This window comes from Spiribacter vilamensis, from assembly GCF_004217415.1.
Classification (GTDB): Bacteria; Pseudomonadota; Gammaproteobacteria; order Nitrococcales; family Nitrococcaceae; genus Spiribacter; species Spiribacter vilamensis.
In genome coordinates, this window is the sequence record NZ_SHLI01000001.1 from 1,871,231 (window position 1) to 1,895,932 (window position 24,702).

General features: G+C 54.6%; 22 protein-coding genes and 2 pseudogenes. 22 read left to right on the forward strand and 2 right to left on the reverse strand.

From position 1 onward, the window contains the following. Positions 1–225: 225 nt before the first annotated feature. The 16 genes and pseudogenes from EV698_RS09375 (at position 226) to EV698_RS10335 (ending at position 15,220) form a co-directional block, all read left to right on the forward strand. A complete protein-coding gene (locus EV698_RS09375; RefSeq protein ID WP_130503811.1) occupies positions 226–591 on the forward strand; it encodes a MarR family EPS-associated transcriptional regulator in 366 nt (121 codons plus the stop codon). Between the two features lie 116 nt (positions 592–707). Then, positions 708–1,175 (forward strand): hypothetical protein, encoded by a 468-nt coding sequence (locus tag EV698_RS09380; RefSeq protein ID WP_130503812.1) that lies wholly within the window; start codon positions 708–710, stop codon positions 1,173–1,175. A gap of 51 nt (positions 1,176–1,226) precedes the next feature. Then, positions 1,227–2,336 carry a DegT/DnrJ/EryC1/StrS family aminotransferase gene (locus EV698_RS09385; protein WP_130503813.1) on the forward strand — a complete coding sequence of 370 codons (1,110 nt, stop codon included), beginning with the start codon at positions 1,227–1,229 and terminating at the stop codon, positions 2,334–2,336. 20 nt (positions 2,337–2,356) lie between these two features. Then, entirely contained in the window at positions 2,357–3,421 is a 1,065-nt protein-coding gene (locus tag EV698_RS09390; protein ID WP_130503814.1) for a Gfo/Idh/MocA family protein, read from the forward strand. A gap of 8 nt (positions 3,422–3,429) precedes the next feature. Continuing rightward, a complete protein-coding gene (locus EV698_RS09395; RefSeq protein WP_130503815.1) occupies positions 3,430–4,032 on the forward strand; it encodes an acyltransferase in 603 nt (200 codons plus the stop codon). A 193-nt stretch (positions 4,033–4,225) separates the two neighbouring features. Beyond that, on the forward strand, positions 4,226–5,689 hold the full coding sequence (locus tag EV698_RS09400; protein WP_165385766.1) for a lipopolysaccharide biosynthesis protein: 1,464 nt from the start codon (positions 4,226–4,228) through the stop codon (positions 5,687–5,689). A gap of 31 nt (positions 5,690–5,720) precedes the next feature. After that, positions 5,721–6,260, forward strand: a complete 540-nt coding sequence (locus EV698_RS09405; RefSeq protein ID WP_130503817.1) for an acyltransferase — start codon at positions 5,721–5,723, stop codon at positions 6,258–6,260. A 105-nt stretch (positions 6,261–6,365) separates the two neighbouring features. Continuing rightward, positions 6,366–7,531, forward strand: a pseudogene (locus tag EV698_RS09410) (IS3 family transposase). 106 nt (positions 7,532–7,637) lie between these two features. After that, entirely contained in the window at positions 7,638–8,924 is a 1,287-nt protein-coding gene (locus tag EV698_RS09415; protein WP_130503818.1) for a polysaccharide pyruvyl transferase family protein, read from the forward strand. Between the two features lie 60 nt (positions 8,925–8,984). Next, positions 8,985–9,926 (forward strand): sulfotransferase, encoded by a 942-nt coding sequence (locus EV698_RS09420; RefSeq protein ID WP_130503819.1) that lies wholly within the window; start codon positions 8,985–8,987, stop codon positions 9,924–9,926. Then, positions 9,910–11,082: a DegT/DnrJ/EryC1/StrS family aminotransferase gene (locus EV698_RS09425; RefSeq protein ID WP_165385767.1), complete on the forward strand. Its 1,173-nt coding sequence runs from the start codon at positions 9,910–9,912 to the stop codon at positions 11,080–11,082. Before EV698_RS09420 ends, EV698_RS09425 begins: the two co-directional genes overlap by 17 nt. A 99-nt stretch (positions 11,083–11,181) precedes the next feature. Further along, entirely contained in the window at positions 11,182–12,162 is a 981-nt protein-coding gene (locus tag EV698_RS09430; RefSeq protein ID WP_239016255.1) for a GNAT family N-acetyltransferase, read from the forward strand. Beyond that, positions 12,162–13,550, forward strand: coding sequence for a polysaccharide deacetylase family protein (locus EV698_RS09435; RefSeq protein WP_239016256.1), 1,389 nt, complete (start codon positions 12,162–12,164; stop codon positions 13,548–13,550). The genes EV698_RS09430 and EV698_RS09435 overlap by 1 nt, the downstream gene beginning before the upstream one ends. Positions 13,551–13,568: 18 nt before the next feature. Continuing rightward, positions 13,569–14,798 carry a nucleoid-associated protein gene (locus EV698_RS09440; protein WP_130503821.1) on the forward strand — a complete coding sequence of 410 codons (1,230 nt, stop codon included), beginning with the start codon at positions 13,569–13,571 and terminating at the stop codon, positions 14,796–14,798. Positions 14,799–14,857: 59 nt separating this feature from the next. Beyond that, positions 14,858–15,010 (forward strand): hypothetical protein, encoded by a 153-nt coding sequence (locus EV698_RS10330; RefSeq protein WP_165385768.1) that lies wholly within the window; start codon positions 14,858–14,860, stop codon positions 15,008–15,010. 42 nt (positions 15,011–15,052) lie between these two features. Next, positions 15,053–15,220: a hypothetical protein gene (locus EV698_RS10335; RefSeq protein ID WP_165385769.1), complete on the forward strand. Its 168-nt coding sequence runs from the start codon at positions 15,053–15,055 to the stop codon at positions 15,218–15,220. An 85-nt stretch (positions 15,221–15,305) separates the two neighbouring features. Here the strand turns inward: EV698_RS10335 and EV698_RS09445 are convergent, their stop codons facing one another. Then, positions 15,306–16,280 carry an IS481 family transposase gene (locus EV698_RS09445; protein ID WP_130503822.1) on the reverse strand — a complete coding sequence of 325 codons (975 nt, stop codon included), beginning with the start codon at positions 16,278–16,280 and terminating at the stop codon, positions 15,306–15,308. A 319-nt stretch (positions 16,281–16,599) separates the two neighbouring features. On the opposite strand from EV698_RS09445, the gene EV698_RS09450 reads away from it, so the two are divergent. From EV698_RS09450 to EV698_RS09475, 6 genes are read left to right on the forward strand one after another with little or no spacing between them, the layout of a single operon-like run. Further along, on the forward strand, positions 16,600–17,538 hold the full coding sequence (locus tag EV698_RS09450; RefSeq protein ID WP_130503823.1) for a hypothetical protein: 939 nt from the start codon (positions 16,600–16,602) through the stop codon (positions 17,536–17,538). A gap of 3 nt (positions 17,539–17,541) precedes the next feature. Next, positions 17,542–18,645 carry a glycosyltransferase gene (locus tag EV698_RS09455; RefSeq protein ID WP_130503824.1) on the forward strand — a complete coding sequence of 368 codons (1,104 nt, stop codon included), beginning with the start codon at positions 17,542–17,544 and terminating at the stop codon, positions 18,643–18,645. Then, the gene (locus tag EV698_RS09460; protein ID WP_130503825.1) at positions 18,642–19,751 is read left to right on the forward strand and encodes a glycosyltransferase; all 1,110 of its coding nucleotides are present in this window, start codon (positions 18,642–18,644) and stop codon (positions 19,749–19,751) included. The genes EV698_RS09455 and EV698_RS09460 overlap by 4 nt, the downstream gene beginning before the upstream one ends. Before the next feature lie 13 nt (positions 19,752–19,764). Beyond that, a complete protein-coding gene (wecB, locus tag EV698_RS09465; RefSeq protein WP_275395077.1) occupies positions 19,765–20,847 on the forward strand; it encodes a non-hydrolyzing UDP-N-acetylglucosamine 2-epimerase in 1,083 nt (360 codons plus the stop codon). Further along, positions 20,848–21,792 (forward strand): hypothetical protein, encoded by a 945-nt coding sequence (locus EV698_RS09470; protein WP_130503827.1) that lies wholly within the window; start codon positions 20,848–20,850, stop codon positions 21,790–21,792. Between the two features lie 5 nt (positions 21,793–21,797). Continuing rightward, positions 21,798–22,628: a hypothetical protein gene (locus EV698_RS09475; RefSeq protein WP_130503828.1), complete on the forward strand. Its 831-nt coding sequence runs from the start codon at positions 21,798–21,800 to the stop codon at positions 22,626–22,628. 295 nt (positions 22,629–22,923) lie between these two features. On the opposite strand, the pseudogene EV698_RS09480 reads toward EV698_RS09475, so the two are convergent. Beyond that, a pseudogene (locus tag EV698_RS09480) lies at positions 22,924–24,467 on the reverse strand (IS3 family transposase). Positions 24,468–24,702 lie beyond the last annotated feature (235 nt).

The following is a 24,702-nucleotide window of genomic DNA, read 5'->3' on the forward strand; positions in this document are numbered from 1 at the left end:
AAATTACTGTAGGGGCGCGGGATTGGTGGGTTCCAACCGCCTCCGCGTTCCCGAAGTCGGCGGCCGGAACCCACCAATCCCGCGCTACAGCTCGTCGTCGTGTTCTTGAGGTCGGCGGCTAAAGGCAGCCAATCCCATAGCACACCCCATCCTCCGTGTTCGTGAAGTCGGCGGCGGGAATCCACCAGTCCCGCGCGACACCGTATCTCTGCGTAGTAATCATTAATGTCTGGTATTTCGAACACGGCGTCGCTGGATGAGGGTTTGGCGTTGCGGGCGTTGGAGGCGTTGGAGCGGGATCCGACGTTGAGTCAGCGGGCGTTGTCGCGGGAGCTGGGGGTGAGTCTGGGGAAGACGCACTACTGCCTGCGGGCGCTGATCGACAAGGGGCTGGTGAAGCTGTCGAACTTCCAGCACAGCCCGCGCAAGCTCCGATACGTCTATCTCCTCACGCCGCAGGGCATCGAGGAGAAGACGCGTATCACGTTTACCTTCTTGCGCCGCAAGGAGGCGGAGTACCAGGCGCTTCAGGCGGAGATCGCTGAGTTGCGGGCGCGGGTTGGGGCAGTGCCAAGTGGCGGTGCGGAGTAGGTAATCGATTGCGCGAACGGCGCTTATACGTGGTAAGCAGTTAGCATCGGTCGCGAAAAATTTACTTTGCCTCAATACCTCAATGACAAAAGCGCCAATGAGGAGGGGTGCAGGGAATGATTAGCGCAGGCATCGAACTCGCCAGGTTCTTCTACGAGAGTTACCAAGCGGATGCCGCCAACGATCTAGGTAAACAACGCATCCAAGAGACGATTCATCGCGAGCTCATGCTCAACGCGGAACTGGTCGGCGAAGCTAGCGAAGTGGTGGACCGCGAACCGCTCCTAGCCCATTCGCTCCTGATGCAGACTGAAACTGAGGGGTTTGCCGCGCTCGCAACGGCGGGCCTACCACTGGCCAGAATTTTCTCTGCGGGATGGTCTATGGACAAACACCCGAGAGTTACCGACCGTAGTAAGTTCGCAACCATTAGCCGGGTGAGTGAGCTCGTGGAACGCGCCTATCATCGGATACGCATCCAACAGATACGCAGCGAGATTGGACAGGAAAAAGCCTCAGCATCGCTCGGTTATCTCAAAATCCTGCTAGCTAAAGCGGCGCAGGCAACCCGCCCGGAAAACTAAAAGCACCGATATCCTGCGGCGATTATCCAACAAAACCACAACCCAAAGCCTATGACACACCCCACCATCCCTTTCATCGACCTCAAATCCCAGTTTTCGGCCCTCGAGCCCCAGATCCGTGAGCGCATGGATCGGGTGCTGGCGCATGGCCAGTACATCCTCGGCCCGGAAGTGACGGAGCTGGAAGAGCAGCTTGCCGATTTCGTTGGCGTTACCCACTGCTATGGCGTCGCGTCGGGAACGGACGCGCTCCAGATCGCCTTGATGGCGCTCGGGGTGGGGCCGGGCGATGAAGTTATTACGGTGCCCTATACCTGGATTTCATCCGCCGAGACGATTGCTCTGGTGGGGGCCAGGCCCGTGTTCGTGGATATCCAGCCGGATACCTGGAACATGGACCCGACGCAGCTGGAGGCGGCGATCACCGAACGCACACGGGCGATTATGCCGGTGGGGATCTATGGTCAGCCCGCGGATATGGCTGCGGTGAATGCCATCGCGGATCGTCATGGGCTTCTGGTGGTAGAGGATGCCGCGCAGAGCCTGGGCAGCACCCACCACGGCAAGCGTGCCGGTGGGCTGGGGACGATCGGTTGCACCTCGTTTTTCCCGAGCAAGCCGCTCGGTTGTTACGGCGACGGTGGTGCTCTGTTCACCGACAATCCCGATCTCGCCCAGCGTATGAAGCAGATCCGCAATCACGGGCAGGCGAAAAAGCACCACCACCCGATCCTTGGCATCAACGCCCGTCTCGATACACTGCAGGCTGCGGTCCTGCTGGCGAAGCTCGAGGTCTTTGATCAGGAGATTGATCAGCGGCAGACGGTGGCAAGCCACTACGCTCGAGCGCTGAGCGGCTCGAGTATCAAGGCGCCACAGGTCGCCAATTCCAATACCTCGGTCTGGGCGCAGTACACGGTGTTGTCGGATGACCGGGAGGCGCTGAAGGAGCGCCTTAAGGCCGAGGGCATTCCCTCGGTCAATTACTATGCGGTCCCGATGCATCGGCAGCCGGTGTTCGCCGACCTTGGCTATCAGGCCGGCGACTTCCCGGTCAGTGAGCACGTCGCCGATCATTGCCTGAGCCTGCCGATGAGTCCGGCACTGACGGCGTCGCAGATCGACCATATTACGTCCACGCTCGTCGCCCGTGCCGACTGAGCTCACCCCTCTGGAAACCTATGTATCGCGAACAAGCCAACCCCATTACCGGCCGACGTATCCGTGTCGCGATCGTCGGCTGCGGCCGGATCGCCAACAAGCATTTCGAGGCGCTGGAAAAGCATCAGGACAATCTGGAGCTGGTCGCCGTCTGCGATAGTCACCCGGAGACGCTCAAGGCCGCCGAGGCGCGCACGGGTGCCCAGGGTTATGCCAGTTATCCGGCCCTGCTGCAGTCGGCGGACATCGATGCGGTAATCCTCTGCACGCCGAGTGGCATGCATTCGCCGCAGACCATCGCTGCTGCAAGGGCCGGTAAGCACGTGATCACGGAAAAGCCCATGGCGACGCGCTGGGCGGATGGTCAGCGGATGGTGAGGGCATGCGACGATGCGGGCGTGGGTCTGTTCGTGGTCAAGCAGAACCGGCGTAACGCGACGTTGCAGCTCTTGAAGCAGGCCGTGGAGCAGAGGCGCTTCGGCCGTATCTACATGGTCAACCTCAACGTCTTCTGGACCCGCCCGCAGGAGTATTACGACTCGGCCCGCTGGCGCGGGACCTGGGAGTTCGATGGCGGCGCGTTCATGAACCAGGCCAGCCACTACGTGGACCTTTTGGACTGGTTGATCGGGCCGATCGAGAGTGTGCAGGCGTATACCGGAACACTGGCGCGGGATATTGAAGTCGAGGATTCCGGGGTGTTGAACGTGCGCTGGCGGAATGGTGCGCTGGGCAGCATGGCCGTGACGATGCTCACCTACCCGAAGAATCTTGAGGGCTCCATCACGATTCTGGGCGAGAAGGGCACGGTGCGTGTGGGGGGTGTCGCCGTGAATGAGATTCAGAACTGGCAGTTCGAAGATCATCGGCCCGAGGACGACAACATCCACGAGGCGAGCTATGAGACCACCTCGGTCTACGGCTTCGGCCACCCGGCCTATTACGAGAACGTGATCGCTACTCTGCGTGGCGAGGCCGAGCCGGACACCGACGGCCGCGAGGGCCTGAAGTCCCTGGAGGTCCTCATTGCCACTTACTTGTCTGCCCGAGACGGCCGTCAGATCGCCCTGCCGCTGGAGTACTAGACACCCTCATGGCCGACTACAAGGTTCACGAGACCGCCATCGTCGACGAGGGCGCCACCATCGGTGCTGACTCCCGAGTTTGGCACTGGGTTCACGTCTGCGGGGGTGCGCGCATCGGGGAGAACTGCTCCTTCGGTCAGAACTGCTTCGTCGGCAACCGCGTGGTCATCGGCAACAATGTCAAAGTGCAAAACAACGTCTCGGTCTATGACGATGTCATCCTTGAAGACGATGTTTTCTGCGGTCCGAGCATGGTCTTCACCAACGTCTACAACCCCCGTGCCGCCGTCCCGCGCAAGGACGAATACCGGCCCACCCACGTGAAGTGGGGCGTGACCATCGGCGCTAACGCCACCATCGTCTGCGGCATCACCCTCCATGAGCACGCCTTCATCGCCGCCGGGGCGGTGGTGACCAAAGATGTGCCCGACTTCGCCCTCATGGGCGGCGTGCCCGCCAAACAGCTCGGCTGGATGAGCCGGTATGGGGAACGGATCCCGCTACCCGTTGAGGGCGAGGGCGAATACCGTTGCCCCCACCTAAATGATCTCTACCGGCTGGAAGGGGGCCAGATGAAGCTGGTAGAGGCTGGCTGCCTTCCTTCCCAGTAGTAATGCGGAAAAAAGTCGTGCAATTCATGAGCCCGAAAGATGCGTGATCCCAGCCACCGCTCGGCTGGATCCTGCATAGGGACCTCATTCAATACATCGGGAGTCCTGCCCGTCTCACTGAACCGCTGCAGCACTGCTGAGCCTCTCGACTCTGAAACCATTCAGCTCTTTTGTTTTGATGCAATTGTTGCGCATGGCCGCTGAGAAGTTGAAAAAAACGGCGCGGCGCCTGCTGCCCAGGAATCGCTTCGCCCGCAGCGTCAGCATTCTGGCCGGAGGTACCGCGGCAGGGCAGATTATCGTCGTCGCCGCCTCGCCAATCCTCACGCGGCTCTACAGCCCGGAAGACTTTGGCGTACTGGCCGTTTTTGCCTCCCTGCTGGGAATCCTCGGTGTCATTGCCAGCCTGCGCTACCAGCTCGCGATCCCACTACCGGAGACCGACGAGGAAGCGGCCAACGTCACCGCGCTCAGCCTGGTCGTGGTGCTGGGTATGGCCCTGCTAACCGCGGTCATCGCTATACCCTTCCGGCAGCCGATTGCCGACGCCCTGAATACCCCGCTTCTGGCGGATTACATCTGGCTGCTGCCCCTGGGTCTGCTGCTAATGGGGATCTATCAGGTTTTCAACTATTGGGCTATTCGTAATAAGGCCTTTGGAGTACTCGCTCAAACGAAGCTTACCCAGAGCGTGGGCATGGTCGTAGTCCAGATCGGGGGGTATGCGCTCGGGCCAATCGCGCTATTGATTGGAAGGATCGTGGGGCAAGCGGCGGGTATATTCAGCTTAAGCACTACCGTAATAAATAAACACCGAGGCCAGTTTTTAGAAGTCACCTTTTCTAAGCTTGCCGGGTCTACTAAAAATCACCGATCCTTCCCTTTGATATCTACTTGGAGTGGGCTTTGTAGCTCTGGAGGATCACAGCTTCCTCCTTTGTTGATTGCCGTTATCTTGGGTCCTGGAGCTGCAGGTTTCTACGCACTTACAAACCGTGTCCTTTCACTGCCTGTGGGGGTTATTAGCAAATCAATGGGCGATGTCTTCTATGGTGAAGCCATAGAAGCCAATAAAAGAGAAAGTCTAGGTTTCTTGGTGGTAGACATTTATTCAAAAATGGTCGCCGCAAGTTTGCCAATAGCAGCGGTCCTTTTCTTTTCGGCGCCGGAAGCGTTTCGGTTGATATTCGGAGAAGATTGGGCAAAATCAGGTGAACTAGCAAGCTGGATGATACTTTGGGTCTTCTTCCAAGTTGTTACTACGCCCCTAGGAAAGGTGTTTCTTATCCTTGACCGTCACGGTTCTGCTTTGTTGTTTCAGTTGGCCTTCTTGGTGACTACGGTTATTTCTATTATAATCGGGGGGTTGTGGTTTGAAGATTTGATAGTATTGGTAGCAATTATGGCGACAGGCAGATCAGCTGTATATTGTTTCCGGCTTGGAAAAATACTAAAAATTTCTGAAGAACGAATACGGGAACTGTGGCATCCAATTTTTAGTAATCTTCCATATGCAGCACTATGCGCGTCACCTGTCATCTTTTCCGTTAATTTGCTATCAGAGACTGCTTATGAAAAATACATAAAGTTTTTCCTCTTTTGTCTTTCATTTCTCATGTCTGCAGTTCCCTTGCTGAAAATCTTTGCCAAACGCTAAAACCCGCGTTCAGTTACAACGGAGTGGCCGAATGAAATTTGCACTTTTTAATCAGGCCCTCGGTAAAATTATTTTTGTTCTTTGGCCTAAATATTTAAAAGAAGGGAATGAGCACTCCGCGTATATTGTTATAAAGCATTGGTTCTTGCAGAAGATTCTCCGTATTAATGGAGATGTGCCTTGGCCTGTACATCCAACCTCAAAAGTAACGAAACCGCAGAACATTGTAAGAGGAACAAGAACCCCTGGTCTCTCTGCTGGATGTCATATCGACGGTAGAAACGGAATTGTTTTTGGCTCGAATGTTTGGATTGGTCCCTTTGTAGCAATCATATCAATGAATCATGACGTGAGTGATTATCATGTATATGTGCCGGAAAAACCAATTCTCATTGGGAAAAATTCTTGGCTGGCGACTAAATGCGTCATTTTGCCTGGGGTTTTCTTGGGAGAGCACACAGTGGTGGCCGCTGGAGCTGTCGTTACAAAATCCTTTCCTGAAGGTAACCAGCTGCTTGCTGGTGTTCCTGCTATTGTGGTTAAACAACTAGGTGACTATCAAGGTCTCTAACTTGAGGCCTGCAAAGGTAAGTTGAACATTTAAACCCCTTTCTTGCGAGATGATCTTTCCCACCTGCAGTGGACACCTCAGTAACTTGTAGACTGGAGGTGAACCATGGCAACAGCAGCCAACGACATGCCCAAGCGCAAGAAGGCCCGCTACGGCGCAGAGTATCATGCCGAGGCCCTGTCGCTCGCCGAGCGAATCCATGTTGCAGCCGCAGCCAGTGAGCTCGGCCTGCACGCCACACAGATCTATCAGCGGCGGGCGAAGGCCGCACATGAGAAGTCCGTCAGTGACTGCGAGCGCCAGCTCCGCGAGGAGAACGCCCGGCTAAAACGGCAGCTCGCCGAGAAGACCGAAGAGGTCGAGATCCTGGGAAAAACAGCGGCGTACTTTGCGAAGAAGCTGGACTGAAGTACGCCGCCATCCATCAGCACCGATCAATCCACAGCATTGCCCGTCAGTGCACGGTCCTGAGCGTTTCACGCAGTGGCTATTACGCGTGACTGCGTCGGGTCGAACAAGGCTCGCAGCGGGAAGAGGCCAGGGTTAGACGGGATGCGAAAGTGGTCGAGATCTTCGAGGCCAAGAAGCGCCGCTATGGATCACCTCGCCTTGCCAGGGAACTGGAGGCTGAGGGCATGGCCATGAACCGTAAGACGGTGGCGGAGAGTATGCGGCGGCAGGGCCTGCGGGCCAAAGCGGCTAAGCGCTTCCAACGCACAACAGACTCGAACCACTGCCTCGGCGTCGCGCCCAATCGACTTGACCAGAACTTCAGTGCAGAGCGTCCGGACGAGAAGTGGGCGGGCGATATTACGTAGCTGCGCACCACGCAGGGCTGGCTGTACCTGGCCGTCGTGCTGGATCTTTGCACCCGCAAGGTCATTGGCTGGTCGACCAGCACTCGGATCGACGCTGACCTGGCCTGTACGGCGCTTCAGGCGGCGATCGCCCGACGTGGAGAGCCTCGCGGCGTGATCATGCACACGGACCGAGGCAGTGTTTACTGTGGCTGGCAGCATCGGAATCTAATCCGCCGTTACGGGCTGCTTGCCAGCATGAGCGGGCGGGGCAACTGCTACGACAATGCCGTGGTGGAGAGCTTCTTCCATAGCCTGAAGATCGAAAGCATCCATGGAGAGCCGCTGATGCATACGGAAGCACTACGCCGACGGCTTTTCGAAACCATCGAAATCGAGTGCGACCGAACCCGTCGCTACTCTGCCCTCGGATACATCAGCCCCGATGTGTTCGAGGCATCGATAGCGACTTAATCGAGTGTCCACTGTTGCTGGGCAAGATCAAACCGAACCCGTCGCCATTCTGCCCTTGGATGCCTCAGCCCTGAGGCATTCGAGGCCCGGACAGTGGCGTAATCGAGTGTCCACTGTTACCGGGCAAGATCAAGATGCTGTTTCGTTAAATCAGAGGTCAGCGCTACCAATGAACGTTTTAGTAGTAGGCTTAACGCCGGATTATTACTCATCGCCTGTGTCTACAGCTGTGACTGCTCACCGGGCAGCTATGCGTTCTACAAACATGGGCGCATCATTTATAACACGTTCAATTGTGTCCATGTTTAACGCGGAATATATTGACTTCATGTTGGATGTCGATATCTCAGAACTTCAAAATAAGTATGACGTATGCGTTGTTTCACTAGCCAGTCATCTCGGTCCTTCTCGCGATGTCAGCAAATTAGTGGGCTTTCTGAAACAATTAGATCTAAAAACAGTGTTTTTATCCGGCGGTCTTGACGCCGGTGCGACGGGCGCACAAAAAATTCATAAAAGTCTAATTGACCTTCTTGATTTATGTTCAGCAGATAATCAGTGGATAGGAGTGAGGGGAGCAGCGTCTGCGCTGTACTTACATCGCCAAGGCTTTAACAACGTGGTTCCTGTCGGTTGCCCAACAATGTATTCGCGTTTTTCAAGCGAAATACAAACACCAAGAATCGAAGGGGCAACCGACATCGCAGTTCCTTTTCATTGGAAGATCGCGGCAAATCTTATAAACGAGTTAAGCGATCATTTTTTGATTGGTCAGGATTCCATAGATGAGGAGTTATTTCTGGGCGGTAACGGACAACGAATAACAAATAACATTCATCGCAACATAGGGGGTTCAAAAAGAGAGATTCGCGAAAAATTAAGAGCCGCCATCTCAAAAAATTCCTATTTTCCTGAGAAATACGATAAATGGTATGAGGCGCTTGGGGCGCAGACGGCTTTGTTATCAGGAAGGTTGCATGGGGCAATCTGTGGCTTAACGCAAGGAGTGCCAACCGTTCTTGTTCCGTGGGACATAAGATCGAGAGAGATTGTTGATTACTTTTGTATGCCTGTTACCTCTAGCGATACAATTAGCAACGATGGGGCCCGCTCTGCTGTCCTTAATGCTGATTTCGATAAATACAACGAACGGCGAGCGGTATGTTGGGCAAGGTGGTCAGAATTTGTTCAGACGAACGGTCTAGAATTTCCTATGCAAGAGTCCAATAAAACACAAAGTTCGACTCGGGGATATGCGGAGTTGTTATGGAATGATAAAGAGCTGTTGGGAACAGCATCTCTATTACGAGATCGAGAAGACGATCGATATCCACTCTCTTTTCGTCGAATATTAAGAAATTTTAAGCGGAACGCAGTGTCCTATTATAAATAGGGTAAGCGTAAGATGATTGAAGCACGGGGTTGTGATTCTTGATGGAGTAGAAGGTGGAAAATGCGGGTTTTTAAAAAAGCCAAAACCAAGACGTTGCAATTATTTGGGCGGGGGGTTCTCTCGCCGCTGGAAAGTGTTCTTTTTTGGAAGTATCAAGATTCTCTTTTATTTCCGCCAGTATTTTTTCTCGGCGCTCCAAGATCTGGTACCACTTTAGCTATGCAGGTCATAACTGATGTTTTTGACGTTGGGTATATAAGCAATCAGCACTGTAAGTATTTCGGTGCCCCAGCGATAGCGGAGAAATTTTTCCACCCTACGGCCGAACGGCCACGGTCAGGTTTTCATTCGATTCACGGGCGAACAAATTCGGCGTACGAACCTGCGGAGTGCGGCCAATGGTGGTATAGATTCTTTCGACGCCATCCTAGGTACGTAGATTTAAAAGGCGCAAATAAACGTAAAATGCATCGTTTTCGGAGGTCGGTTAAATCATTAATAGATGCATTCGAGCGTCCTGTTGTGTTTAAAAATCCACACGCGGCGTTGCGAATCCAGCCCATTGAAAAGTTTATACCGGAATCTCTTTATATAGTTGTCCATCGGGATGAAATTGATAATGCGCATTCTTTACTAGACGTTAGGCAAAAGGTTCATAAGGATTATGGCAAGTGGTGGTCAATGGAACCACCTTCAATCGAACAGCTTGAGAAGCTACCTGCTCCAGAGCAAGTTGTAGAGCAAGTAAGACGAATTTACGCGACGATTAATCAAGATCTAAGCTTGAGTGATGTAAAGCCGTCGAAGTGCTTTTTTCTCAAGTACGAAGATCTTTGTGACGACCCAGCGAAAGAGATGGATAGGCTCGAACAGTTCTTTAAAGATAATGAGTGTCAAATTGAGAGGCTCAATCCGCCGCCAAAGCCCTTTCCTCGTCGCAATTCCATAACGATAGATGCGGAGCTCTATGCCGAGGTCAAAAAATATGCCGAAAAACATTGATACCGTGGAAGAATTTTGGTCATGGGATACGATCCGTAGAGCGCAGAAAAACGCTAACGAAAAATCAATCGTGCGGTTTTTAGAAGAATTTTTGGGATTCCTTGGCACGCCGGAAAGCATTGCCCGTTGTTTCCCTAGTGGACATTCGGCGTTAGAAACGCTGCTGGTCACGAGAAAAGATAATACAACTGGAGTTATGGCTCCGGCCTTCAACTGCAGACGGGTACAGGATGCAGTGGAGGAATCCGGTTGCACACTTAAGACGTATGACTTTTCCCCTGAGCCGGGATCTTTTGATTGGCAAGCCGTCGAAGAGGCTGTCACACCGGAAATTGGGGTTATCATCGTTACACACTATTATGGTGTACCGGTCGATTTAAGGGAAATTCGTGACTTCTGCAGAGAAAGAGAAATAATATTAATTGAGGATTGTGCCCATACCCTAGGAGGCTATGTAGGGGAGCATCAAGTTGGAACTTGGGGTGATGCAGCGATATTTAGTTTCAACTATGATAAGCCGATCTCCCTCGGTTGGGGTGGTTTAGGTGTGGTAAATTCTCTAGGCAGGTTTCGTTGTGAAGACTTTCTAGTTGATGAGCATGTTCCTCCAGACCTTGACGTCGAGATTTCCTCGCTTGATAAGTTTGTCAAAACTATGGAGGCGAGACGCTCGTCCATTCCACAGGGCAAAAACAAGGTCTCCCGTGATTTCTCGCGGCTTTTAAATAAAATGACCCGACTGCCAGTTTCTAAAAATCAAAATTCATTTGGTCGCATTCAGGCCGAGCTTGGGTCCTTGTGCCTTGAGAGTTATTCGGACGTTCGTTCAATCCGCAATAATAACGCGTGCCTTTTCGCGTCTCTTTGTCCTCAACCAACTTGGTCAGTTGGGAGTTCTGTTGTTCACCCAGCTTGGCTTAAACAAAAGATGTTTGTTCCCAGCTCAGAAAAATTGGCTATGATATCTAGCGAATTGAAATTGCAAGGGGTTCGGGCAGGCAACTTTAACTGGCCAAAGTTGATAGAAGGTGCAACTCACCAATCATGCCCAAATGCAGAAGAAGTAACTACGTGTTGGATGGATGTTCCGATACACCAAAGAATGAGTAGTGAAGAAATTAGAAGTGTTGTTTCACTAGTTAAACGCTACTTCTAGAATAGAGATTGGTGTGCGTCGCTCCCTTGATGTATTCCAATCTTTAAATTTGGGTTTGGCTTCTTGATTAGCGGCATAGCAAAAAATATTGGAGTTTTGGTGAATATCAGTATCGTGGAGTCGACAGATCGGTACCGTGTTCTTTGTGAGGAGCAGCCAACGATTCCACTGTTTTCCCAAGCATGGTGGCTGGATGCGGTAGTTGGCCCGGAGCAATGGAGCGTGGTCCTCGCGTTGCGGGGCGAGGAGGTGGTCGGGGCCCTTCCGTACTTTTGCAACTCTCGCTGGGGTATGACATTTTTTACCCAACCTCCGTTGACCCAGACCCTTGGACCATGGATGCGAACCAGCGAGGCCAAGTACGCCAAGGCTTTGGCGATGGAGAAGGATGTTCTCGGCGCTCTTGCGGATGGGCTGCCGGAATTTGCCCTTTATAGACAGAACTGGGATTGGGCGCGGACGAACTGGTTACCGTTTTACTGGAAGGGTTTCGAGCAAACGACGCGTTATACTTATGTTCTTCCAGATATTTCTGATCCCGATGCACTTTGGCAGGGTGTACAGAAGGATATACGGGGGAATATTCGAAAAGCATCCAATCGGTTTGGAGTTCAGGTCCGTTTTGCGGACGATATTGGCGAACTGTTTCCGGTTCTTCGAAAGACCTTTGATCGTCAGGGAAAACAGCTCCCGTTTGCAGAAGAGTTCCTGTATCGCGTTGATCGGGTTGCTTCAGAACAGGGTAAAAGGGCTATTGTGCTTGGGGAAGACGGCGAGGGTCAGCTGCATGCCGGGACCTATATCGTCTGGGAAGGCAACAGGGCCTACCAGCTTCTGAATGGCTACGATCCGGAGCTTCGGCAAAGCGGGGCCGGGAGTTTGTGTGTCTGGTCCGCTATTCAAAAGGCGGCTGAGCACGTTGGCCGTTATGACTTTGAGGGCTCCATGCTGGAACCAGTGGAGCGCTTCTTTCGCGCCTTTGGGGCGGCCCAGACCCCGTACTTCCGCGTCCAGCGAACGGATTCCCGGATCCTGCGCCTGGCCGAGTGCGGCCGAAATCTACTTCGCAAGGGTTGCTGATGCTGATCGTCGAGACCCCGGATACCCATGTCCCCGAGCGGGACTACATCCTAAACGTCCTGTTGGGGGAGTTCCTGGGGCAGTTCTGGACCCGAAAGTCCGCGGAGCGGCGGGATGTCCGAATTACCGTCGCGGGCCAGCAAGGGGAGCTGCTTCTCCCCGATACTCTCCTCAACACTTCGGAGGAGGCCTGGCTGACGATCGGCTCCCTGCCGTCTCGGCCCCTTCCGCGATGGGATGTGAGGCAGCTGGGAGAGGCGGTGACGGTTGTGGAGCAAATTGTCCCGGTCATCTACGGGGAGGCTCAGCCCGGCATCCAGCGATCCCAGAACAACCTACGGCTTCCCATCGACATTTTCGGTTCCGCTTTCTTCATGCTGAGCCGCTATGAAGAGCTGGTGGTGCAGGACCCGGACGAGCACGACCGTTTCCCGGCGTGGGCTTCGCTGGCTTATCAGGAGGGGTTCCTGGAGCGACCCATCGTCGATGAGTACGTGGAGATCCTTTGGGAGGCGATGCGCACTCTCTGGCCCGACCTAGGGCGCTCGAAACGGGAGCCCCGTACCCGGGTCACCTGCGATGTGGATAGTCCTTTCTGCTTCGATGGGTCGGTGCGGAGGATGGTCCGCCGGGCTGGCGGCGATCTGTTGAAGCGAGGCTCGCCGGGCGGTGCAGCGCGGACGGTGGTCGGTTCCTGGCTCGCGCGGAGGGGCGATCACCGCCTGGACCCGCACCGCAACGGTCTTGAGTTCATCATGGATGTGAACGAGCAGGTGGGCCGGTCGGTTGGCTTCTACTTCATCGCCGAGAAGACTGATCCCCGGTTCGACAAGCCGGTCAGCCTCGACGACCCGCGCATACGCTCGCTGTTTCGGGAGATCCATGCGCGGGGCCACGAGATCGGCCTGCACCCGGGGTACAACACCTATCGGCATCCGGAGGCCATGGCCCAGTCGGTCGAGACGCTTCGCCGAGTGATGGCCGATGAAGGTATCGAGCAGGCGCAGATCGGGGGACGTCAGCACTTCCTACGCTGGGAGACACCGACCACGGCGCGCCTGTGGGACGAGAACAGCCTCGACTACGACAGCACTCTGAGCTATGCCGACCGCCCGGGCTTTCGCTGTGGTACCTGCCGCGAATATCCACTCTACGACCTGGAGGAAAGGCGTGGGCTCCGGCTACGGGAGCGGCCCTTGATCGTCATGGAGTGCTCGGTGATTGCCGATCGGTACATGGCGCTGGGTTATAGCAACGAGGCTTTGGCGCTGATGGAGCGGTATCGAGAGATCTGCTACCAGTTTGGGGGAGACTTTTCGCTGCTCTGGCATAACTCGCACCTGGATTCAGCGGCGGACAAACGCTTCTATCGACGGCTCGTCGCCTGATCGCCTGACAGGGAACGAATGCCAGTCACAAGCCACAACGTTGTTGTCCATCGCCTGGTCAAGGAGCAGCACCAACCGATCCAGCCATCTCAGATGCGGGATGCGGTGCTCGACCGAGGCAATGAGTACGTCCAGAAGCTAATCGACAGCCTGCTCGCCGTCTACGGAACGCGCTACAACACTGCGCAGTATGGTGTTTTCGACGAAGGCTCTGGGCGCGGCACCTTCCCCGACGCCTTCCAGCATTACGCCGAACAGGCGATACCGGATGCAGACGAGTTCCTTGCACTCTCCCGTGCCGCCATGGACCGCCTGTATCAGCAGGCCAGCCAGCTGTCCTCGGCTAGTGGCGGCTACATGGTCTTCGCCGACTACAAGGGCTCGGGAGGACGTCAATTCCTGGTGGCAATGGTCAAGGCGCGGCCCGGGCTGACTCTGACCGAGGCGCCCCAGCCGGAGGAGCTGATGGCCCTCGACCTCGACCGGGTTCACCAAGGGGCGCGGATCAATTTCGCCAAGTTCGCCGACTACCAGGCGGCCGAGGCGGACGAGCGCCAGGAGATCCGCTACCTCAGCTTTGTCAGCCTCCGTACGGCCAGGGAAACGGCAGGCTACTTCGTATCGGCGCTGGGCTGCACGGCAGGCACGGCGGCGAGCCGCTCCACAGACAACCTGCTACGGGGGAGTAAGAAGCTCTTTCGGGAGACACCACAACTCACGCCGAACCGGGATGCCTTCGAGCAGAGGCTTTTGGACTATCTGCACGACAAGCGTGATGACCAGGGGCCGGTAAGGGTTTCGGAGGTGGCGCACCTCGTCCAGCAGCATATTCCCACGGCGATGGCGGACTCAGCCGACGAGATCGTGGAGCGGTTCGTCACGCGCCTTAATAGCGAGGAGGTCCAGGTCCCACCGGAGTTTCCCGTTCATGGGCCGACACTGAAGCGCCATACACCCATCACCGGCGAGAGCCCGTCCTGGAAGCTGGCCCTGGAGCGCGGTGCACTGGGAACAGACCCGGCTGCTCAGGTCCGTTACGACCACGAGCAGGGCACACTCACACTGCGCAACCTTGGGGATGCCCGCCAGAGCGCGCATTCGGGCGGCTGGTTCGGGACTGGGACGTCTTCACGCGGGCCTACCAGCAGGATCTGGTTACCTACCTCAGCGGCTTTGACTTCCACAAGGCGCGGCGGGAGGTCTCCAACGCCGAGCTGGATATCGCCGCGCGGCTCTCCGCGGTCATAACAAATATCGCTGGCAAGATACTAAACGTTCCCATTTCCATGATCGCGGTGGTTGCTCTGGTGAAAACGCCAGGGCTGGCTGAGCGGCTGCTGCTGCTTGTCGGGGTTGGCGTTGGCTCTTTCCTGCTGGCCGGGGCTGTTCGCAGTCAGCAGGCCCAGCTGGAACGGGTCACTCATGCAAAAGCGCTGACGCTGGATGCAATTAGAGGCTAGCGCGATGGCTTTCCCGACGAGCTGCGCGAAGAAGTCGAACGGATGAACACGCGTCTCGACGGCGATGAACAGCGTCTCCGCCGTTGGCTTCGGGGCTTCTATTGGCTCAGTCTGTTGCCGCTTGTGACTGCTGTGGCAGTGATGGTCTGGCTGTATCGAGAGCCGCTTGCATCGGCGATGCAGTGGTTGGCCGGCATGGTCGGTGCCTGAGATTCGCGCAGCTTTCCTTTGATTCGCTGGAAAAACCGTTACCTATTACTAAAAGTTTTATCGCTTACAGCTTACATGATGCGATCTAAGTGTCAGGTCCCGCATGATTTCTAACTTGTCTCGTGAATAGCTGAGGGTGGCTCTGTTGCCAGTCCTTCATCGCCTGAATGGGCGTTCGTTGCCCCAGCGCTTTCTGCGGTATGTGGTGGTTATACAGATGGCTGTAGCGCTTGATCGTGGTCCCCAGATCGTCTCGGGAGTCAAAGCGGTGGGTGGCGAGCACTTCGCTGATTCGGCCGTTGAATCGCTCGACCATGCCGTTGGTCTGCGGATGGCGCACCGGTGAGAGGCGATGCTCGATGCCCTCGCGCTCGCACAGCCGGTCAAAGACATGCCGCTGGGTTGGCTGCCGGCGCTTGTGATGGAGCCGATCGGTGAAGGCCTTGTCGTTGTCCGTAAGCAGCTTGCGGATCCGGAACGGCGCCCGGGCGCGGACAGCCTTGAGAAATGCCGTGGCCGACCGGGCATCCTTGTGCGCTTTAATCTCCACGTACACCCAACGCGTGGCGCGATCGATGGCCACGAATAGATACCGGCGCCCGGACTCATCGGGCATCTGCGGGAGGTACTTGTAGTCGATATGAATGTAGCCGGGCTCGTAGGCCTTGAACGGCTTTGCCTTCACCGCCTCGCAGGGCTCGGCGGGCGCGAGATCGGCCAGTCGAGCGACGCCGTTGCGACGCAGACAGCGATCCAGCGCCGAGCGACTGAGCGCGGGGTGGATGAACTCGCGCGTCACCGCCAGCAGATCATCAAGCGGGCGCCGCAGCGTCCGTCGCAGCTCAACCACAATCGCCTCCTGGGCTTCAGAGAGGCTCGCGAGCAGGTTCTTTCGCGTGTGCGAGCGATCATGGACATCGTCACGGCCGCGCCAATGGTGAACCGTGTTCACCGAGATCCGAAGCTCGTTTGCCAGCTCCTGGATGCCCTTGGACGAGGCCTGGATGTAGGCCCGGGTCTTCGGTGTTGTCGTCGCGTTCGCGTGCAGCCGGATGTTCATTCATTCGCACCTGTGCCAGTGTGGTCAGCACCTCTCGTGCCACCGACAAAAGATAGCTCCTTGGGGCTATAGAATCATCCGGTACCCGACAACTAATGAGCACTAAAGCCATTTTACAAATTTAAGCTCTTTTTTCCTTGTTGTTTTGGGTTTTGTGAATATTTTCGAACAGTGTCTGACGCAATACGTGTATGTGTACAAGGTAATTTTTCAAGCCGTATTCTTTAGATATCGTGGAATCGCGAGCAAAAGCATACTTCTGAAATAAATTAATTTGTTAGAGTCCCAAGCAAGTCTGCCGAGCGGAGAACGCCAACGAATGACAATATTAAAACGAACGACGGCCCCTCTCTTGCAAATGGCGTCTTGCATAGGTAATCGAATTTACCCGTATAGGAATGAGAATGCTTTGCTAATAAGTGGTTCTCCACGGGGGGGGACGACGTGGATAGCTGAAAGCATAGGGAATGCTATTGGAAGATATAGAAGTTTGTGGGAGCCTTTGCAAGGAGGAAATATCTCAAAACTAAACTTGGGATTCTCGAAACGCCCTTTTCTGGACGACAATTCCGTAACTTCTGATCAAAAAAATTTCTTTCATACGTTAGTAAATGCACAACAGGCTAACAGTCATCTGCTAAGGCTTCGTGAAAAACCTTCAAATATTTTTCATTTGTTCACGAACGGACGCTTAATCATAAAATTTGTTCGAGGGAATGGAGTTGTTGCATTAATTTCTGAGAAGTTTGAGTTACCTAAGCCTCTTATTATAATACGGCACCCCTGTGCAGTAATTTCGTCACAGATGCATATGGGATCTTGGGAAGATCATCCACATATTGATGATAATCTTGTTTTGAAATACCCACATTTATCGGATGTAGTGGATAGCAAAGCTCCCTTGGAGGAGAGGCTGGCAATGACCTGGGCAGCTGATGTTGTTGCCGCGAAGGCTAATAGTTCCCGGGTCAATATCGTCTTCTACGAAGATGTGGTTTTGAAGGGTTCTGAGGCCTTGGCTCCAGCCTTTGAGTCATGGGGTTGGACAAAGCCACCTGAAAATCTGGAACAGATACTGGGGCGACCAAGTTCTACCACTCACGCGTGGTCAACGCTTGATGATTTGGAAAGCAAGATAGGCAGATGGCGAAAAGACTTGGACACTGAATCTGTTCGGAGGGTTTTGAGTGTTTGTTATGCCATGGGTGTCAAGGATTACGGGGAATCAGTTTGGCCACAAACGCAGAATGATGCGTAATTTATGAGAATATTGTTCCATCATCCACTTCCACTGAACGAGCAGGCGAAGTCAGCCAGCGGAATCCGCCCCCTCTGCATGCTTAAAGCATTCCGCGATTCTGGCTATCAGGTTGATTTGGTGACCGGTTACAGCACGGAGCGAAGCCGTACAATCAAGGAAATTAAAAAAAACGTTAGGGCGGGCACTCAGTATGACCTGGTGTATTCGGAAAGCTCAACCATGCCGACGGCACTCACGGATCGCCACCACCTGCCGCTGCGGCCGTTCATGGATTTCGCGTTTCTTTCCTTCTGCAGGCGTCATGGCATTCCAATAGGCTTGTTTTACCGTGATATATACTGGCGGTTTGATAACTATGGTGAGGGGGTTAACGCCCTCAAAATTCTGATGGCAAGAGCCTTTTACTGGGTCGATCTATACGCTTATCAGAAAACGGTGGCTCGGCTTTACTTACCTTCAGTAGAGATGGGGAAGTATGTTCCCCTTGTAAACCCGGATCGGTTTACGGCGCTACCGCCGGGCCACGGTAGTATTTCAAGTTCGAACGAATTAGACGTTTCGGAGCGGTTGTCTGGCGAAGGTCCCTTGCGGCTATTCTACGTTGGCGGCATGTCGAGCCACTACCAGATGCACGTGCTCTTCGAGGTTGTTTCTCGGATCGCTGGGGTCGAATTGACCGTGTGTACGCGCGAGGCCGAGTGGCAAGCAGTGGGCAACGAATACCCTCCTTTACCTGCAAATATCCAGATAATTCACGAATCCGGTGAGGCGATGGAGGGCTATCTGCGAGCGGCCGATCTGGCGGTTCTCTTCGTGCGTCCACAAGAGTATCGGGAATTTGCCGCGCCCGTTAAGTTGTATGAATACCTTGGCCACCGGAAACCCATAATCGCCTCTCAAGGCACGCTCGCCGGTCGATTCGTCGAGGAGAATGCTGTTGGATGGACGATTCCCTACGAAGATAACGCTTTGCAAAACCTGTTAGAAAATCTGCTAACCCAGCCTGAAAGAATTGAGAAAGTGGCGCGGAGGGCTAGTTCCATTGCAGAGGACCATACCTGGCAAGTGCGAGCGCGACAGGTCATTGATGAGTTGGCAGGATGAAAGTCGCTCTCCTTGCAGGCGGGTCATCCATTCACACCATTCGCTGGGCGAACGGCCTGGACGAAGCCGGTGTTGAGGTGCATCTCATTACGCAGCATCCATTGCTTGAGCCGGTTGGCGCGTCCGTGCACGTTCACGAATTCCCTGCTCGGGGTGTACCGGGTTATTGCACGATGGTCCCGGGAGTAAGAAGGCTCCTTCGCGAGATCCAGCCGGACCTTGTTAATGCCCACTATGCGAGTGGTTACGGGACGACTGCCCGTCTAGTTGGCTATCGTCCTTGGTTATTGTCCGTATGGGGAAGTGACGTTTACGACTTTCCGGACAAAACCCCGTTGCATCGCTGGCTGGTTCGGCAAAATCTCCGCGCAGCGGATGCTGTTGCGTCTACTAGCCATTGCATGGCCGAGCGGACCCGTTTTCTGGCACGCGATCTTGGCGAGATCGCGATCACGCCGTTTGGTGTGGATAGGGAGGCGTTTCTGAGTGTTTCCCCGAGGAAAGGTGACGAAAGTGGGGAAGGCCAAGAGGTGATTGTGGGGACGGTCAAGTCCATGGCGCCGAAATACGGCATCGATACGTTGCTACGGGCCTTTGCAGCGGTGCGGGAACGGCTGCAGTCGGAAGGCAGCGCCCTGGCTGACCGTTTACGGCTTCGTCTTGTGGGTGACGGTCCTCAGGCCGAGGAACTTCAGGTCCTTGCAAAGGGCCTTGGGATCGCTGCGGCAACGACATTTGTGGGGCGGGTACCGCATGGGGAGGTACCACAAGAGCTGGAAAAATTGGATGTCTATGTGGCCCTAAGCCGGATGGAGAGCTTTGGCGTAGCGATCATTGAAGCAGGCGCTGCCGGCCTTCCCGTAGTGGTGTCTGATGCCGGAGGACTGCCCGAGGTGACGCTGGAAGGGAAAACAGGGTTCGTGGTCCCGCGAGAAGATCCTGGCGCCGCAGCAGAGGCAATTTTGCGGTTGGTGCAGTATCCGGAACTACGTACCCGTATGGGGGCCGCTGCCCAAACGCACGTTAATCAAAATTATAGCTGGCCCGCCTGCATTGAAACGATGCAAGGGGTCTACAAGGCCACCATTGAGGGGTACGAGAGGTAGGATGCAACGGATATTGACTGTTATAGGTGCCCGCCCGCAATTCATCAAGGCTGCCTCTGTCTCCCGCGCTATCCACGCAAAAGAGGGCCTTGCCGAAGTCCTGGTCCATACAGGTCAGCACTTCGACGCCAACATGTCGGATGTCTTCTTCGACGAGCTGGGCATTCCGGCCCCGGATTATCACCTGGGCGTGAGTGGTGGCGGTCACGGCGCCATGACCGGGCGCATGCTGGAGCGGCTGGAGGAACTCCTCGAGAAGGAAGCCCCGGACTGGGTGCTGGTCTACGGCGATACCAACTCCACCCTGGCTGGAGCCCTCGCTGCGGCCAAGCTGCATATCCCGGTGGCCCATGTCGAGGCCGGGCTGCGATCGTTCAACCGGCGCATGCCAGAGGAGCTGAACCGGATCCTCACGGATCAGCTCGCGGATATCCTGTTCACTCCCACGGACACCGCGAGCGATAACCTGCGCCGGGAGGGCGTGTCCGAAAGCCGCATCGCCCAAGTGGGGGACGTCATGTTCGATGCCGCGCTCTTCTACGCCGAGCGGGCGGCCGAGCGCAGCGCCATCCTGAACGAGCATGGCCTGAACAAAGGGGAATACGTCCTGGCCACTATTCATCGGGCTGAGAACACCGACGATCCGGAACGCCTGGGCGCTATCATGACGGGACTGGAAGCCGCCGCGCAGGAACGGCCGGTGGTTCTACCCCTGCATCCGCGGACCCGCGCTGCCATGGCTCGGGAAGGGTTCGAGCCCCAGCATATCCGACTCATCGAGCCGGTCGGCTATCTCGACATGGTGGCCTTGGAGAGCAATGCCGCGGTCATCGCCACTGACTCCGGCGGCGTACAGAAAGAGGCTTATTTCCATGGGGTGCCGTGCGTGACGTTGCGGGACGAGACGGAGTGGGTAGAGCTGGTCGAGATGGGCTGGAACGAGCTGGCGCCGCCGGGGAGTGCTGATATTGCCCTGCTCCTTCGGAATGTTGTGGAGCGTGACATAGGAAGAAAAGAGAATCGAGATAAGCGTAATATTTACGGTGAAGGGGAAACTTCTACCCACATAACTTCCACCCTGTCTGAGGAGTATTAGATGAGTAGGAGTATCAATTGGCCTGCGGGCGCCAAGTTTGCCTTTACGATTTTTGACGACACTGACAACTCTACTGTCACTAACACTAAGCCTGTATACGATTATTTATACGAAAAGAGTATATTTACTACAAAATCAGTTTGGTGTTTCCCTCCCAGAGGTGATTATGGAGGCCAGTCCCTGCAAGAAACTGATTACCTGAAATGGGTGAAGAACCTCCAAAGTCAAGGGTTTGAGATTGGGCTTCACAATGTGGGTGATGGAGCTTTCACGAGAGATGAGATTATTCGTGGCTTGAAGGAATTTGAGCAAAAAATCGGTACTGCTCCAAAAATCCATTGTAACCATGTTTCAAATCCTGACAACTTATATTGGTGGGATCGGCGTTTCGTCTGGCCTATTAGCGCGTTATATAGAGTTGCGTATTGGCTAAAGAAGAGATCTCCGGTTCCCGCAGGTGGAGATAATCCAACATCTAAACTTTTTTGGGGAGACGTTGCGAAAAAGAAGTTAAAATATGTACGCAATCTAACCTTTTGCCAAATAAACACGCTAGCCTGTGATCCCCGAATGCCTTGGGGCGACCCAAGCAAGCCTTATGTAAACTTCTGGTTTAGCTCATCGGATGGGCATAATGTTAATCTATTTAACGATCTTTTAGTTCCAGGTAACCTGGACAGGTTAGAAAACGAAGGCGGTGCATGCATCATTTACACGCACTTTGCAAGTGGGTTCGTCGACGATTGCGGCCGTTTAGATCCAGAGTTTAAACGCAGGATTGATGACTTGTCTTCGAGGGGAGGTTGGTTTGTTCCTTGTGGCGAGTTGTTGGATTACTTACAAGCGCAAGAAGGACGGGGAAAGGCAGGCTATTGGTATCGTTTATCAAGGAACTTGATGTGGGCTTTTGACAGAGTCCGTAAATATATTCGATATCGGATGTGAATATTATGACTGTAAAGCCCAATTTTGTCGGAATAGGCGGGCAAAAATGCGCGAGTACTTGGTTGTCAGAATGTCTACGTTCACATCCTAATGTCTTTATGAGCTCACCTAAGGAGCTGCGCTATTTTGTAGATCACGAGAAGAAAGGGATCGCTTGGTATTTGAGTTTTTTTGATAATGCCGGAGGTTACCAATGCCGCGGAGAGTTTGCATCAAACTACATTTACTTCCCAGAAAGTGCGGCCAAAATCAGGGAAGCTCTGGGTGAGGTCAAGATCATAGCGGTAGTCAGGGAGCCGGCGGGGAGGGTGCTTAGTCATATTAAGCACCTAATCAGGGATGGAGACTTACCACCTATGGAAGGGGTGATAGATGAAAGCAAACTCAAACAGATCGTAGATAAGCATCCAAAAGTTATTTCAAATTCTTTTTACTTCGAAGGGCTGGCTTCTTATCGTTCTGCATTCGGGGCAAGCTCGGTCTATGTGGTTTCTCAAGCTGCCTGCGAAAAAAAAACCTCTGAGGTTCTGTCGAAGTTATGGCGATTCTTAGGGGTTTCAAGTGATGTGATTGTTGGTGACGCCGAAAACGTTGTAAGCGCCGGTGTTAACCCTCGTTTCTATTGTCTAGAAAAATTACGTAGAAAAATTTTCTCGTCAGTGAAATATAGCGCGCCCTGGTTGATAAATGCATCCAAGAAGATCGGTGTTTCTTCTGCATATCGTAAAGTCAACCAGGGAAGATCAATCGATCTTGATCAAAGTTCGATTGATTTTGTATATGCTAAGTGCGGAAGAGATTGGGAAAAAACTCAATCTATTCTTGATGTGAACTAAAGAATAGCATGTCTGGAACGAAAACGTAAGACACGTATGCTTATTTTCTATATGTTGTGGTCTTCAATTTGGCTGTCTCTGCTTCCACTGCTATATGACTTACAGGTGGAAGGCTCCAATCTGAATGCGTTATGTAGTGGCAGCTAAGTTTCCCGATGTGCCTTCTAAACCGTAGAAGGAAACCAAAAACGTTGCGATCAAGATGGGAGCGGCAGCTTTCAGTGTCGGTCCGGTATCATCGGAGGACTGACGCTGTCTTTCAAGGTAGATGTCGCTAAAAAAGATCACGAGTTCTTTAACAGTGAGACGCTTTCTCCGGGTTTAGATCCACGGCGTCGGGTAGCCCGAAGTTGCGGATGGCACCGGGCCAGCGTTCAGGGTGAGCGTTACGCGCCTGCTCGTACGTTGCCCGGCGATTGGCCAGGATCGACGTTGCCTCGCCGCTGTGGCGCTGGTCGGGTGTGACGTAGTTGAGCGCGCTGTGGCGATGCTCGGTGTTGTACCAGTGGACAAAGCCGAGCACCCATTCGCGCGCCTGCTCGAGGTTCGCGAAGCCCTTGGCCGGGAACCCGGGGCGGTACTTCAGCGTTCGGAACAGCGCCTCGGAGTAGGCGTTGTCGTTGCTCACGCGAGGCCGGCTGCGCGACGGCGTGATCCCGAGGTCATAGAGCTTTTGCAGGAAGGTCGCCGCCTTCATGGGACTGCCGTTATCGGAGTGCAGGATCAGCGGCTTGTCTCTCAAAGCCAGATGCTCACGCCAGTGGGCTTTTTCGACGAGTTCGCTGGCAAGCTCCCCAGTCTCGGCCGCATAGACCTCATGGCCGACGATCTTGCGGCTGAACACATCGACGATCAGGTACAGGTACCACCAGGCACCGCAGATCGGCCCGGGGAGCCATGACACGTCCCAGGACCAAAGCTGGTTGGGTGCATCCGCCCGGTGGGTTGTGGGCGCCCGTCGGCCTTCAGGCGCCTTGTCGCGGCCACGGTGATGGTTCTGGTCGTGGTCGCGCAGCACGCGGTAGAACGTCGATTCCGAGGCGATATAGCAGCCCTCGTCGGCCTGATCGGCAACGATGTACGCCGGTGGTCGGCTGCGGTAATGGGGCTGGTTGCACAGAGTGATGATCACAGCACGCTCTACTTCAGAGAGTTTATTATGCGGCACTGGGCGCCTGGCATCGGGACGGGCATCGGCGCACGTCCCCTGCGGCGTGCTCCAACGCTGATAGGTCCTTACGCTCACGCCCACGATGTCGCAGGCCCTGGCCAGCCGAGCACCGTCACGCTGGGCCTGTTCGACCAGGGCGACGGTGTTTTGGCGATCTGGGAGGCTGGTCATTCGTCCTCGTCGTTGCGGCCCCAGATCGCCCCGGCTTTTTTTGATAACGTCAGCAACGCTGCCGTTTCTGCCAGGGCCCTGTCCTTACGCCTGAGCTCGCGCTGGAGCTGCTTCATGCGCTTTTGCTCGGCCTTGTGTTCCTGGCGTGAGCGCTTGTACTGTTCGGCGGCATTGGCGTTGGCGTGCATGCAGCTCTCCCGCCAGGCCTCGACCTGCTCGGGATAGAGCCCCTATTCACGGCAGTAGGCGCTGAACTCCGCCTCGCTCATCGGCGCGGTCTCGAGCACGACGCGGAATTTCTCCTCGCTGCTCCAGCCCTCCGGAGTCGATCCTCGTGATGGCAAAACCTGTCCTCCCTCGCGGGCCTGTTTGCGCCAATTGTACAAGGTCGCCATGGAGATCCCTTCTACCTGTGCGACTTCGGGGACTGTTCGATTCATCGGGGGTGCGAGCTTGCGCAGGACCGATTCCTTACGCTCTGTCGAGTAGTGCTTCATGGTTGTCACCTGCTAGTTGCGTTGAGGCGACAACTACGTTGACTCATAGGGCTGATGGCCGTTGCGCAGGGGAAGCTGATGATTCTGTTTCGGTAGGTGCTAATTAGTGTTGCACTTTTTTGGGAAGGCTTGAATTCCAGTATATTCAACTCTTCGGTTCAATCGGCTATCTTTATATGGTTGTGCTAAACCTCGGCGACGCAGTTTGGAGCTGGCCGTGTCCCGGTGCAATACG

Excerpts from the sequence above, each read along its gene's own strand:
- EV698_RS09375 (WP_130503811.1), top strand. The coding sequence starts at position 226 with ATGTCTGGTATTTCGAACACGGCGTCGCTGGATGAGGGTTTGGCGTTG.
- EV698_RS09380 (WP_130503812.1), top strand. The coding sequence starts at position 708 with ATGATTAGCGCAGGCATCGAACTCGCCAGGTTCTTCTACGAGAGTTAC.
- EV698_RS09385 (WP_130503813.1), top strand. The coding sequence starts at position 1,227 with ATGACACACCCCACCATCCCTTTCATCGACCTCAAATCCCAGTTTTCG.
- EV698_RS09390 (WP_130503814.1), top strand. The coding sequence starts at position 2,357 with ATGTATCGCGAACAAGCCAACCCCATTACCGGCCGACGTATCCGTGTC.
- EV698_RS09395 (WP_130503815.1), top strand. The coding sequence starts at position 3,430 with ATGGCCGACTACAAGGTTCACGAGACCGCCATCGTCGACGAGGGCGCC.
- EV698_RS09400 (WP_165385766.1), top strand. The coding sequence starts at position 4,226 with ATGGCCGCTGAGAAGTTGAAAAAAACGGCGCGGCGCCTGCTGCCCAGG.
- EV698_RS09405 (WP_130503817.1), top strand. The coding sequence starts at position 5,721 with ATGAAATTTGCACTTTTTAATCAGGCCCTCGGTAAAATTATTTTTGTT.
- EV698_RS09420 (WP_130503819.1), top strand. The coding sequence starts at position 8,985 with ATGCGGGTTTTTAAAAAAGCCAAAACCAAGACGTTGCAATTATTTGGG.
- EV698_RS09425 (WP_165385767.1), top strand. The coding sequence starts at position 9,910 with ATGCCGAAAAACATTGATACCGTGGAAGAATTTTGGTCATGGGATACG.
- EV698_RS09435 (WP_239016256.1), top strand. The coding sequence starts at position 12,162 with ATGCTGATCGTCGAGACCCCGGATACCCATGTCCCCGAGCGGGACTAC.
- EV698_RS09440 (WP_130503821.1), top strand. The coding sequence starts at position 13,569 with ATGCCAGTCACAAGCCACAACGTTGTTGTCCATCGCCTGGTCAAGGAG.
- EV698_RS10335 (WP_165385769.1), top strand. The coding sequence starts at position 15,053 with ATGAACACGCGTCTCGACGGCGATGAACAGCGTCTCCGCCGTTGGCTT.
- EV698_RS09445 (WP_130503822.1), bottom strand. The coding sequence starts at position 16,280 with ATGAACATCCGGCTGCACGCGAACGCGACGACAACACCGAAGACCCGG.
- EV698_RS09450 (WP_130503823.1), top strand. The coding sequence starts at position 16,600 with ATGACAATATTAAAACGAACGACGGCCCCTCTCTTGCAAATGGCGTCT.
- EV698_RS09455 (WP_130503824.1), top strand. The coding sequence starts at position 17,542 with ATGAGAATATTGTTCCATCATCCACTTCCACTGAACGAGCAGGCGAAG.
- EV698_RS09460 (WP_130503825.1), top strand. The coding sequence starts at position 18,642 with ATGAAAGTCGCTCTCCTTGCAGGCGGGTCATCCATTCACACCATTCGC.
- EV698_RS09470 (WP_130503827.1), top strand. The coding sequence starts at position 20,848 with ATGAGTAGGAGTATCAATTGGCCTGCGGGCGCCAAGTTTGCCTTTACG.
- EV698_RS09475 (WP_130503828.1), top strand. The coding sequence starts at position 21,798 with ATGACTGTAAAGCCCAATTTTGTCGGAATAGGCGGGCAAAAATGCGCG.